Origin of the sequence: Citrobacter sp. R56 (assembly GCF_016811995.1) — a bacterium.
Taxonomy (GTDB): Bacteria; Pseudomonadota; Gammaproteobacteria; order Enterobacterales; family Enterobacteriaceae; genus Citrobacter_D; species Citrobacter_D enshiensis.
Genome location: NZ_CP069159.1, coordinates 591,396 through 603,777 on the forward strand (window position 1 = coordinate 591,396; position 12,382 = coordinate 603,777).

Annotated in this window: 10 protein-coding genes and 3 pseudogenes; 5 read left to right on the forward strand and 8 right to left on the reverse strand. The window is 44.9% G+C overall.

Translation table 11 applies throughout. From position 1 onward, the window contains the following. Positions 1-17: 17 nt before the first annotated feature. Both JM656_RS02860 and JM656_RS02865 read right to left on the reverse strand, forming a co-directional pair. Positions 18-1,115, reverse strand: a complete 1,098-nt coding sequence (locus JM656_RS02860; RefSeq protein ID WP_203359923.1) for a chemotaxis protein — start codon at positions 1,113-1,115, stop codon at positions 18-20. 38 nt (positions 1,116-1,153) lie between these two features. Beyond that, positions 1,154-2,074, reverse strand: a complete 921-nt coding sequence (locus tag JM656_RS02865; protein WP_203359924.1) for a YafY family protein — start codon at positions 2,072-2,074, stop codon at positions 1,154-1,156. A 126-nt stretch (positions 2,075-2,200) separates the two neighbouring features. Here JM656_RS02865 and JM656_RS22205 point away from each other — a divergent pair. Both JM656_RS22205 and JM656_RS02870 read left to right on the forward strand, forming a co-directional pair. After that, positions 2,201-2,556 (forward strand): annotated as a pseudogene (locus JM656_RS22205) (hypothetical protein); the annotation flags it as partial. Positions 2,557-2,700: 144 nt separating this feature from the next. Continuing rightward, positions 2,701-3,225, forward strand: coding sequence for an SMI1/KNR4 family protein (locus JM656_RS02870; RefSeq protein WP_203359925.1), 525 nt, complete (start codon positions 2,701-2,703; stop codon positions 3,223-3,225). Positions 3,226-4,072: 847 nt separating this feature from the next. On the opposite strand, the gene JM656_RS02875 is transcribed toward JM656_RS02870, so the two are convergent. Further along, on the reverse strand, positions 4,073-4,756 hold the full coding sequence (locus tag JM656_RS02875; RefSeq protein WP_238929184.1) for a hypothetical protein: 684 nt from the start codon (positions 4,754-4,756) through the stop codon (positions 4,073-4,075). Positions 4,757-4,853: 97 nt separating this feature from the next. Between JM656_RS02875 and JM656_RS02880 the strand changes: the two genes are divergently transcribed. Beyond that, complete coding sequence (locus JM656_RS02880; RefSeq protein ID WP_203359926.1) at positions 4,854-5,111, forward strand: hypothetical protein; 258 nt, start codon at positions 4,854-4,856, stop codon at positions 5,109-5,111. Between the two features lie 164 nt (positions 5,112-5,275). Here JM656_RS02880 and JM656_RS22210 read toward each other — a convergent pair. After that, a pseudogene (locus tag JM656_RS22210) lies at positions 5,276-5,611 on the reverse strand (Presumed portal vertex protein); the annotation flags it as partial. Between the two features lie 2 nt (positions 5,612-5,613). On the opposite strand from JM656_RS22210, the pseudogene JM656_RS02885 reads away from it, so the two are divergent. Both JM656_RS02885 and JM656_RS02890 read left to right on the forward strand, forming a co-directional pair. Further along, positions 5,614-5,879 (forward strand): annotated as a pseudogene (locus tag JM656_RS02885) (hypothetical protein); the annotation flags it as partial. A gap of 565 nt (positions 5,880-6,444) precedes the next feature. Beyond that, positions 6,445-7,601, forward strand: a protein-coding gene (locus JM656_RS02890; protein ID WP_203359927.1) for an IS3 family transposase whose coding sequence is annotated in 2 segments (ribosomal slippage) — positions 6,445-6,691 and positions 6,691-7,601 — 1,158 coding nt in all. Because the reading frame shifts where the segments join, the coding sequence is not laid out codon by codon here. Between the two features lie 90 nt (positions 7,602-7,691). On the opposite strand, the gene JM656_RS02895 is transcribed toward JM656_RS02890, so the two are convergent. Genes JM656_RS02895 through JM656_RS02910 form a run of 4 tightly spaced genes read right to left on the reverse strand, consistent with a single transcriptional unit; the run spans position 7,692 to position 12,269 of the window. Continuing rightward, the gene (locus JM656_RS02895) at positions 7,692-8,972 is read right to left on the reverse strand and encodes an efflux RND transporter periplasmic adaptor subunit (protein ID WP_203359928.1); all 1,281 of its coding nucleotides are present in this window, start codon (positions 8,970-8,972) and stop codon (positions 7,692-7,694) included. Further along, positions 8,965-10,392, reverse strand: a complete 1,428-nt coding sequence (locus JM656_RS02900) for a TolC family protein (protein ID WP_370552328.1) — start codon at positions 10,390-10,392, stop codon at positions 8,965-8,967. The genes JM656_RS02895 and JM656_RS02900 overlap by 8 nt, the downstream gene beginning before the upstream one ends. Before the next feature lie 22 nt (positions 10,393-10,414). Further along, positions 10,415-11,641 (reverse strand): ABC transporter permease, encoded by a 1,227-nt coding sequence (locus JM656_RS02905; protein WP_238929185.1) that lies wholly within the window; start codon positions 11,639-11,641, stop codon positions 10,415-10,417. After that, positions 11,634-12,269, reverse strand: coding sequence for an ABC transporter ATP-binding protein (locus tag JM656_RS02910; RefSeq protein WP_203361203.1), 636 nt, complete (start codon positions 12,267-12,269; stop codon positions 11,634-11,636). Before JM656_RS02910 ends, JM656_RS02905 begins: the two co-directional genes overlap by 8 nt. Positions 12,270-12,382: the final 113 nt, after the last annotated feature.

A 12,382-nucleotide genomic window follows, 5' to 3' on the forward strand; every position in this document is an offset into this window, starting at 1 on the left:
TTAGCCCGGCCAGTCGATTAAATACGAGAGGAAAACGTGTCGAAATCAGAGGCTGATGCCGTCAGTTTTTCATCCAGCGCCTCTTTGTTAAGCAGATTCATACCGTTGCTGTCGGTCTGCAGCTGGATCACGCCATCTTCAATAACGGCTTCGCCGTTTTCCTGCGTCACCGGTTTGAATAGTGGTGTGGTAATCACGTCGGTCATGATGGCAGCTAATTCGTAGCCGTGGTCGATAAGCGTCATGATCTCTTCCGACTCATCAATTTCGGTGGTGATATTTTTTTGATGACGTTCGACGATGACCGCGTGCATCGCTTTCAGCGGCTCAAAATAGTGCTGAACGAAGACGGCATGCATACCGGTGATCGATTCATAAATGCTATTTACATATTGCTGCACCTTTGTCAGATGCGCTTCAGCTGCATTCATTTTCTCTACCGCCGCGGTTACTTCACGGGAGCTTTGGTAGGCGTTGTTGAGCGCTTTTTCCGCATGGTTATCGTAGGCCCAGCCAGCAATAGCAATCAGTGGAGCCACCACTGCACCGCCAAGCACCATCGCGCCGCCTGCCATCCCCCAACCACCTGCAGCCAGCGAACCGCCGCCAATTGCCGCCATCGTGGCATTATAAGCTGCCGCACCCGACAGCGCCGCAATCGGCGTTCCGGTAGAGGCGGCAGCAAAAGCCATCACTCCGCTGTACACGGCAAAACCGGCGGCGGCACCAGACACGCCTGCACCGACGACCGTGGTCAGGTATTCTGTTGCCGAAATAGCCAGGTTCTGAATCTTATTAATGCTGTGCTTTGGTACCGTCAGCTTGAGATTCTTATGCCCATCCTTTGCCATTCGCTCAAGAAGATCAATGGCTATTGTATTGAATTCATTGAAATCATTACCGATTTTCAGTTCCACTTCGCCTAATTCTGCGAGTTTTTCCGACGTCGTCTTGTTAGCTGTCTCAAAACTATCTTTATGCTTATCAAAACGACGCTGTGCGCGATCTAATACGTCGTCGGCTTCCGATTTTTTCTGGTAGCCGTCATACGCTTTTTTGCCACCAAAAGCTGTTGCCGCTGCCGCGACGCCCAAAATAATGAAAGGTAATGCCATAGATAATTATCTCCTGTGCAATGAGTCGTCGTTACTAGCTATCCATCACATTCCAAAACAGGAACTGAGTTGTGATCGCCAGTGACGTAGTTATGCAACATGTTGATGACGGTTGTTTTTAACCATTCAGGTTCCAGAATTTCGATATTGGGTAACCAGAATAAAATTAATGGAATAATTTGATTCTGATGTGCGGCCTGGCAGAGTAATGTCACCCCGTCGTCCCCTTCGCACAATAATTCTTGCTGAGGCAGCAAATCGCGTCTTCTGAAGTAGCTAGAAATGCTATGGTTAATACGCACCCGAACCTCAAAAGTCTCTTCGCTCACCCAAGGGTCACGATGCTCATCAATTAATGAAAGCGTGAAACTATCAACCGCAAAGTGTTCTTTTCTTATATCCAGCCAATGTATTTTGTTTAACGAAAATGACTTTAACTTACCGCCCTCTGTCGCCTGCAGATACCAGATATTTTTCTGGTTAACCAGCTTATAAGGATGAATAGTGCGCGTTTTACTTTTATATAAAATATGGCAAACACTATTTTTCTGAATCGCTTTCTCTAATAAATTAAAGTACTTTCGCAAAGCATTTCTGACCGAATGCTCAGGGCTGTTAAAATGAACTCTCACATGCTGTTCCGCAGCCCGTTTTTCCAGGCTGCCCCAGAAGTCCTCATCTCTGTCGGGAAACACCGCGTCGGCATCCAGCAGCGTTGCCAGCGGGTTATGCAGAGCATCATGGCTATTATTCTGAGCTCTTGACGGAATTAACCGATATTCCCCGCCACCACAGCCTTCAACGAATGCGGAGAGCATGTTGAGATCGCGATAAACCGTTCGTTCAGTGATATTAAATTTCTTCATCAACCGATAGCGACTGACCACGCCATAAGTTTGTAGCTCCATCAGGATATCCACTAAACGTTCTGCTGAGCGACTCCGTGCTGAATCAGCCATAAGCTCCTACCAGTCTGTTTGTCTAAAGCGAATTATATATAAAGGTCTGACACACTCTGTCAGTACATCGGCAGATGTGTATTTTTTTTTAGAGCTACCAAAAATTTATTTGATTATCATCAAGCTTCCCCGGACCGTAGGCAAACCACCAAATCGCTGGAAATGGCCTGGGAAGTCTGTGGTAAACCAGACTGCGCGATGTTGCTCCGCGAGCGGGGAAGCTATTACACAAGAAGGCAGTTACTATAGCGTGACCCGATCAAGCAAAGTATGAGCTGACGCGGAAACTGATGGGATTACAGCACGATGAAGCGTTTCTTCAGGAACTAGAAAAACGCTCGGATGTCGGTGGCAGGCCACACGAATATAACGGTAGATTACCACCAAACGAATCGGAAAACCGATACAGGAAAACTCCAAAGCGGTGGCTATGGTCACTATTTACACCACCACCACCACCAGCAAGAAAACAATGTAGTTAATCTGTTTGAAGAGGTGCGTTTGCAAAATGATCTTCGTTGATAAAGATATACATACAGCATACAAAAATAGTGAGACAAGTCTTGTTAATAGTGGGACACTTCATGTAGTTGGTGATTCAATGTGACGTGGTGAGGGTTTTTAGTATGAAAATACAGAAAGATGACTTGGTGAAATGGGAAGTAGATGAGCCAGATTTAATCGCTGACCCACTCTTGATAAGAAAAGGAATTACTGATGTCGAAAAATCGTTGTTGATTAGCTTGCCAAATGAATATAAGGATTATATTCATTTGGTAGCTGATCAAGCATGTACTCCATTATCTAATTTAGATAACTTTATAGCGAGGTACAACGAAAAAAACAGGATAATAGTAATGGCTACCTTATCTTCTACAAATAGAGTTGTGACTTCAACAAAATTGTTACAAGAATCAATATATGATCATAGATCATTACTACCTGATGGCTTGATTGTCATTGGTTCAGATTATGATGATGATGGTGATGCGTATATTATTTATGATGTGAGGGCTGATTCTCCTACTTATAGAAATGTATTTCATTGGCGATATTATGCGGACAATTTAGTAGTGGGTGATGGGTTAGGGTTATTGGCTCTATCGTTAAGAGAGTTTTTACATAAACCCGCATTAGAAGATGAGCTATAGTTCATTGAACTTAGTTAGCTGAATTTTTGTGAAAATTCATACGCCTCACAAATGCGATCGAGTGCATCAACGTAGCTCCATCCTAAAGAATCTATTCTCATCTCGATAAAGCCTATTTATTGCTTCTCAATTGGGAAGTATATTTTGTCTAAACCTATGCAATTGATGCCCCAATGTTGGTAAACGGTGGCCCTTTAATTGCAAACGTTAGTAAATAGGGAATCATGCTACATGGCTTCTGAAATCGCGATTATCAAAGTGCCTGCTCCTGTCGTCACCCCGTAACAGTTTGCTGAGCTTGGGGGGAGCAGCGAGCATCGCGAGGCGGTAAGAGGTTTTATGGGGGGGCGTGACTACAATTTCCAGGTTGTCTATCGTGGTGAAACACTACAGAGCTTTGTTGAGGGCGGGTGGATATTTTCCCAGCGTTTAAAAGAGAATGGTGGCGGTTATTCGATCGGGCGGACGTACCAGGAAAAATTTGTTTTCAGTTTTGACAGGCCAATATTTTTTGTCTAAGGGGGTAGGGTTTATTTTTACTCAGGAAATTGCTGAACGAAAACGTAATGAATCTACGATGCTGAATGATGATCAAGATTATTTACTGTTTTGAGGTGTCTTAAATATAGCTAAAATGCTCCTAAAGGAGCATTTTAGCTGCGGTAAATGCGGTTCTTATACCAACGGTTATATTTTATATATAAAAACAAAATAATAACAACCCATATTATGCTAAGTAGCGCAGCTTGATTTGGAACAAATATTGCAAATAGGAAAATCCCGCAGATAAGCAACGCGAAAGGGATTCAGTAAAAATGCGTTTGAAGCAACCATAAAAGGGACTTTTTCATTGTTTATGCATCTCATATAGCACATCTGCAACCACTTTCTCATTATTTCCTCCTGATTCAACTTGGTAAATAACCGTTGACATCTGAGGTTCAATAAGAAAGTAAAGCATCTCTGGTTTTTCATTGCGTAAACTTTGGTAATAAGCAGCATCTTGGAGTTTTAGCCTGTTTGCCGCTAAAGCCTCGATTTGAATTTTTGAATACATCGCCGCGCCTTTAACAAACCATGTCGACATATTGTTGACCATATTGATATGCGATTCCTGGAAATAAGCACTGTCAATTATTAGCATTAAAATACTTAAAGATATTGCTAATTTACTAGATTTGACGGCGGCATCGTGAGATTTATCCCCTATTTTCTTTTTGATAAAAGACACGAGATTAAAGCTCTTTTTCTCGCCAAGTCTGTTAAGATTTTTCCGAAAATAAAGTTCAGCTATGTCGAGTACAACATCATTACGTTTGTACATTTCGCTAAAGCAGAGGAAAAAACGTTTGTCTTCCTGCCATTGCTCATAGCAAGTACTACGATAGTCATCGCCAGGAATCAGGTACGAACCATAGTTTATGAATCGCTGAGCGCCTAATTTCACTTGCTTAACAGTTTCCATATGGCTCGCATGTAACTCGCACAATGCTTTTGTTACAGCGACAGCCATCCGTTTATCAGACTGCATTTTCAATTTAAGATAGTTTTCTGCAATTTCAATTAGCCTTGTTTTAGCATTGTAACTTAATAATTGATCACGCTCGTCGAAGGGGGCAAGAAAGAAAATGACAAAGGGAAAGAAAACAGCGAGTTATGTTGTTGTTGCAATTATTTTCTTTCTAATTATTCCGGAGTTCGCATTAAGGTATATTTCGACGAATTTGCTGGGTAGAATTAGTGACTTTACGAGTCTGTGGGGGACATTTAGCCCCTTTCTTTCCATGCTTGTTTTTCTTGGTTTATCTTCAATAACTCTGGCTGTTATCACCGTTGCTCTTGTGGGGAAAATTTACCGAGTTTTATCCCGTTCCGGCGGTCAATAAATCCGACCCAAAAAGCGGGCAGGCGAGGTGGGGATAGCACTGCGCGCCAGCGGCGGTGACAGCATTTAATTTTATGCGTCTGCGGGCGTCCTGACTGCGCTCATTTGTGACGCCGTGGGGACAATTGCGTGACGTATGGCGTGTCTGAGGCGCTCAGTGATGATGCCGCCCGTGCGCTGAAACGGCACGCGTGCGTTTCGAGCAGGACGCGGCGCTGACCTTCTTGATGTTGAAAAAGTCATCTTTTGTGGCGACCTCGCTCAGCAGGACAATTTTGATGCCGTCCGGCTTTCCGTTAGGCGCATAGAAAAACAGGTTTTTAAAATTCCCGAGCCCTTTCGAGTCACGCATCGCGTTGCGGAGCGATTCAACGTCGGTGCTACTCGGTGACGTACATGGTGTACCCCCGCATGTGCGTCGTTCTGGTAATACTTGCGACGAAACAGGATGGCGGATTCATTCAGCCAGGTGGAAATAAGCGCGCTCAGGTATTCCGGCAGTCGGTGCTGTGACAGTTGATGTGGGGGAAAGCCTGACAGAAAAGATTGCCGCGCTACGCAAATCTGTGGCCGCTGGCGGTCAGCAGGTTATGGGGGCAACTGTGCATATTGGCAGTGAGAGTACCAACGCCCTGACCATGATGCTGGGCACCATTGATTTGCTGGCAGAACTGGCGCGGCAGTGCGCGAGCCATGCACACACCCCAGTGCCAGTACGCCGACCAATGCCGGAGCTTTCACCCAGACGGCGACAACGCGTAACACCTGAAAAGGATCTGTGCCGTCACGTTGCGCTGACCTAGCCACATGCAGACAAAATAAATCTTTCGCAGACAAAAACGGCACTACACCGCACCCGCCTGCGGTTTCTGGATCGATAAAATTTATCAGTTTTATTTTTCTTCAAACCAGACTGCCAGACCGCGCCATTGCTGGCGGCTTTGCGGAAAACCTAAACTGAAATGATTGAAAAGAATTTCAGTGCTTTTCAGTGACAAGGATCTGTAGTTGAATCATGAAATAACATAACCAACAGATAAATAAAGATATTTTTTTTTGCGTGAAATTTTAAGATCTAATTGTTCGGTGCTGTATAGGAAACGAAATGCCTCCAATCCTGGAACGATGCGGCTAAGTTGCTAAGTAGGCATGTTTGGAAACTGAAAAACGGTGGTTAACGTGCTCCTTCCTAAACCATAGTTTGGATTCAACTAAATGAACCTAACATAAAGAGCATCTTTAAAAACCTGCGAATATTTTTTCTCAAGTCTGAATCGCCACAGGTTTAACAGACACCTCAGAGTCATATAAGATGACTTAAAAGAGAGGTGCCCATGAGCGGTAAACGTTATCCCGAAGAATTTAAAATTGAAGCGGTAAAACAGGTTGTTGAGCGTGGCTATTCTGTTTCCAGCGTCGCAACACGTCTCGATATCACTACTCACAGTCTTTACGCCTGGATAAAGAAGTACAGGCCGGACTCCTCCACCAATAAAGAACAGTCAGATGCTCAGGCCGAGATCCGCCGACTCCAGAAGGAGTTGAAGCGGGTTACTGACGAACGGGACATATTAAAAAAAGCCGCGGCGTACTTCGCAAAGCTGTCCGACTGAGGTACGCCTTTATCCGTGACAACAATCGTTGCTGGCCTGTCCGCCTGCTCTGCCAGGTGCTGGATGTGCATCCGAGTGGGTTTTACGCCTGGCTTCAGCAGCCACATTCACGACGGTATCATGCTGACCTGAAGCTGACGGGGCATATCAAACAGTTCTGGCTGGAATCGGGTTGTGTTTATGGCTATCGCAAGATCTATCTCGATCTGCGGGATACCGGGCAACAATGCGGTGTAAACAAAGTCTGGCGGTTGATGCAACGTGTGGGGATAAAGGCTCAGGTCGGATACCGAAGCCCACGGGCGCGTAAAGGTGAAGCCAGTATTGTGACTCCCAACAAACTCCAGCGGCAGTTCAACCCGGAAGCACCGGATGAACGTTGGGTGACAGACATAACCTATATACGAACCCACGAAGGCTGGCTGTATCTTGCCGTGGTCGTTGATCTGTTCTCGCGCAAAGTCATCGGTTGGTCAATGCAACCCCGAATGACAAAAGATATTGTCCTGAATGCGCTTCTGATGGCCGTGTGGCGACGTAAACCAGCCGGGGTGATGTTCCATAGCGACCAGGGCAGCCATTACACAAGCAGGCCGTTCCGGCAGTTACTGTGGCGTTACCGGATCAAGCAGAGTATGAGCCGACGCGGAAACTGTTGGGATAACAGCCCGATGGAACGCTTCTTCAGAAGCCTGAAAAACGAGTGGGTGCCGGTGACAGGTTATATAAACTTTAGCGAAGCAGCTCATGCAATCACAGGCTATATCGTCAGGTATTACAGCTCGCTCAGGCCACATGAATATAATGGTGGATTATCACCAAACGAATCGGAAAACCGATACTGGAAAAACTCTAAAGCGGTGACCAGTTTTAGTTGACCACTACAGCGTTTTCATCTTCATTAAATTTCTTTACCCATAAGTCTTCCTTATAACGATAAATATATTTCGTGAGAGATGCAGGAACATTTAATTGGTTTTCTGCAATATCATATTTTTTATAAGAACCTCCCCGGATTCTATCCCATGCACTTCAATTCCTTGAGGAACTGATTTACCGGTAGTGATCACTACCTTATGGGAAAGGTCTGTTGATAAACGACGATAAATAACATAAGTCGCACTTGTGGATTCATCAGTATTTAATGCCTGAGTCGGAACAACAAAACCATTTTTATTTTGATAAGTAATGATAGACAATCTTGCACTCATACCCAGACGAATATTTTGCCGTTGAATTTCGGATGGAGTATCTACAGATACAATAATATTAAAATACGCCCCCTGCGCCTCTCTTGGATCGCTCTGTACTGCAATATTGCGAACATATCCCTTAAAGATTTTGCCTTCAAATCCATCGCCAGTCACTTCAACCGGCATTCCTTCCTTGATTTGATGTACGTCGGCCTCTTCCACTCTGGTCTGGATCTGAATATGTTCAAGTCCAATGATATTCACCAAAGGAGTTCCCTGGTTTACCTGCAGGCCCGACTGAATTGGAGTTTCTTTCCCTCTTTCCGTGTCAGTTGGGGGGACAATAAATCCGGTAAAAGGGGCAACAACCCTTTGTTTTTGAAGCTTCGATGCAAGAGATTGATATCTGGAACGAGCGTTTTCCTGCATCATTTGTGCGATCTCAAGCTCCTCTCCTTTTCCTCTGGCTTCAGTTAAACGCAACTCTTCTTCAGCAGCTCTAAGCTCCTGCTGTTGGTTTTGAACCTGTTGCGTCAACGAATCAACCTCCATACGAGAAACAATCCCTTTTTCGTACAGAAATTGTGTATCACGAAGATTAGCTCGGATGTTACCAAGTCTGGTACGGATACTATGCAGACTCCACTTGGCACGGGATACTTCCTGACTGTTTTCCCAGTCGAGCAATTGCTGAACATCTTTCCGAGCTTTCAGTAGCTCAGCCTGAGCTTGGCGTAATTGAATTTCGATTTGTCCGGGGTCTATTTCCATCAGAAGCTGACCCTTTTCTACCCTTTGTCCCTCATGTACAGCTACTTTACGAATAATACCGTCAAAAGGAGCCGTGAGAATCTCACTCTGGGCTGGCTGGATCTTACCGATTAACCCCAGTTGATTCTCCAGCCTTTGCGGTTTAACACTTACCCAGAGTTCCTGAGGTTCAGAGGATAGCCGAGGCTTTTTCATCAAGAAAAAAATCATTACTCCAATCAGTATAATGGCCATCAGAATAACAAGTTGTTTTCCGTTTTTTAATTTTTCATTAATGTTAATCATTCAGTACAATATCCCAACTCTGAAGAGTAGTCCCTAAGGTCTGATCAAGGTTTGCCTGCGCATTTAAATAGTTAATGAGTGCATTGAGGCTGGTATTTTCAGCGTTACGCAAATCATTTTCAAAACTCAGCACCTGGAAGTTATTAGAGCGACCGGCACTGAGTTTTTCACGTTCAATTTCCAGCTTACGTCTAGAAAGATCCCTTGCCCGTTGTGCTATCTCAAATTGTCGCCAGCGCGTATTGATATCACGTACAGCATTTGAAGTATCCCGTTCCAACTGCTGACGTGCTTCGGCAAGCTGGATACTCTGATTTTTTACTCTGACCCTAGCCTGTACTTCAGCCTGTTGGGTACTTAAATCACCAAGTGGGATTTCGACCTGAATGCCAACATAATTATTCCAAGTATGAGAAGCAGTATTTTGCGCTGATGAATTACGTTGCTGTTCAGCCCCTCCAACTAAGGAAACATCCCAAAGCCTGTCATTGCGTGCTACTACCAGATTGATATCCGCTTGCTTGCTTGCAAGCAACTGAGCAAGATAACTTGGTTGGGATAATTCAGCCTGCTGGATAGCCAGTTCAGAAGAAATATTAACTGGTTTTACCTTCAACGATTCTGTTGCCTCCACAGGAGAACTTAAATCCAGTGCAAGTAGCTGTAGCAGTCCAAGACGAGCCATATCAAGCCTGTTACGGTTCTCTTCATAGGCTAGTTCCTGGGATGCCACTTCAGCTTCAGTCTGGACTATCTCAAACTCCGCCATTCGCCCAGCAGCAATCATAGCCCTGTTAACCTCAATCAACTGTCGTGCACGAGCCAGAGAATCCTGAGCTATCTTTAGCTGCTCTTGTGCCAGTAATAGTTCACGATACGCTATGATAATCTGCGTGATAGTTTGTGAGATTGTTGATTTAAGATTTAGTCGGTTAATTTGTTCATTCAGACGTGCAAGTCTTACCGTAGCGGTAGCAATATCTTTACCTGCACCACGCAGCAATGGCTGGATGACCGTGATGCTTGCCCCGTCATTCTGGGATATCCCTCTATTGTTTGAGGCAGTATGTTGATAACTCCACCCCAAACTTACTCGCGTGCCATAAGGCGTCAATAACGTTGAGTTCGGTGACACATTCCCCTGCCGGTTGCGGTCATTTTGATCGCGTGTAGACAAATAACCACCTGATATCATTAGTTTCGGTGTGAAACTGTCCTCGGCAACCCTCAGATCAAATTTTTGTGCGATTCGCTCAAGATAAGCACTTCTAATCGTCCGGTTATCACGCAACCCAAGATAAATAGCATCACTAAGAGTTAAATCAATGACTCTAACATTACCCTCGATTTGAATACTATGAAGAGGGTCTGAGTGATATATCCTGGCATTACCAGATGTAGGCAGAATTATTCCGCACATCAACACTAATAACAGTGAAAATCTATGCATCACGCAGCGCCTCTACAGGTTCGAGCCGGGCAGCAGAAAACGCTGGTGATAATCCAAAAAAGAGCCCAGTTCCAATGGAGCTAATAACCCCCAGAGGTAAAGACGACACTGATAGAGCAAATTCCGACCATCCAGAAAGATGGACAAAAAGCCACGCTAATCCGATCCCTGTAATGGCACCGGTCAGTGCGCCGATCAGTGCAAGTATCAATGCTTCAAGGAGAAATAACAGGGTAATATCGCGTGGTCGTGCTCCGAGAGCCATACGTACTCCAATTTCCTTGCGCCGTTCTGAAACATTCATAACCATCACATTCATTACGCCAACACCACCGACCAAAAGGGCAATCACTCCAAGACCAGCCAGCAACCAGGTAAACAAACGAGATTGATGATTGATGCTTTCAAGCAACATTTGAGGTATTTGTACGTTGATTTCGGTATCTGGCAATCTTTGTGAAAGCCATTCTTGAAGCTCTGATGCAGACCCTGTCAGGGTTTCAGAATCTGCGTTACGTGCAACGATACCTGTAATCTGTGCGTAAGGGGTTACACGACGCATACCTGCTGCGGGAAGAATAACAGCATCGTTTGTAGATATCGGTACCAGTGGGTTTTGTTCCTGCTTTTTTAAGATGCCGACAACTTTAAAAAGGTATCCCCCTAGTTGAATGTTGCTTCCAATGCTCACTCCGGGCCATTGCTCTGCTATATTTGCACCAATAACTGCATAAGTGTTGTGCCTGTCAAAGTCACTAAGGAAACGGCCAGCAGCAAGCCTGAGATTTAATACTATGGGATAGTCTGCACTGGTTCCAACAACTATAACATTCGCCGATTTACCATTGAGGCGGGCCAGCGTATTGGAAGGAACAATAACTGATGCAGCTTTAATGTTCGGCAGATCGCGTTGTAATGACTTACGATCGATATCTGAAGTAAACCTGTACAGGCTTTCCTGAGTACCGGTCGCCTGTTGTATATCTGCTATCAATAAGTCGCTTCCCATTCCGTGGAAAATACTTAAGGCTTCTTTCTGAGCATTGTAGCCAATGTTGAGTAAGGCCACGACTGCCGCACAACCGACAGCGATTCCCAACAGAGCCAACACGGAACGCCTGCCAAGCAGCCGGAGATCCTCCACAGTTTCAGACAGGGTTTGTAGCCCCGACATACCATAACGATTATTTAATTCACCCGATGATTTATGTTCAGTCACTACGGGTATCCCACAATTTTCCATCGCAAACCCGAACACAACGCTCCATATGCTGAGCAATTTTATTGTCATGGGTTATCATCACCAGAGTTGTGCCGAGTGTAGTATTGAGATCAAGCAGGAGTTCTATAATGTCGGATGCGGTGTTACTGTCGAGATTACCTGTAGGTTCATCTGCAAGCAGTAACGAAGGTTCTCCAACCAGAGCACGGGCGATAGCAACACGTTGACGCTGGCCTCCTGAGAGTTCAGATGGACGATGGTGAACTCGTTCGCTCAAACCGACTTTCGATAGCTGCTTAAAGGCTGACTCTTTTGCTATCTTGCGGGATACGCCACGATACAAAAGTGGCAGAGCCACATTTTCCAGTGCACTAAATCTGGGTAGCAAATTGAAACTCTGAAAAATGAATCCAATGCATCTGTTTCGGGTGACAGCTCTGACATCTGAAGTACAGCGTGACATATCTGTTCCCTTAAGCAGAATCTGTCCTGATGTCGGAATATCTAAAAGGCCTATCAGACTAAGGAGGGTGCTTTTCCCTGAACCTGAAGGCCCTACAATTGCGCAGCTTTGCCCTACAGGAATCGATAGTGAAACATTCTGTAGAACAGGCTGTGATTGCATGCCAGTCGAGTAGGTATGAGATATGTTATTTAGTCGGATTAAATCCTGCACAGGTTGCCCAGATATGTAGGTTATGTTGTAAGACTATTATTTGTTTTATCAAAGCAGATCAC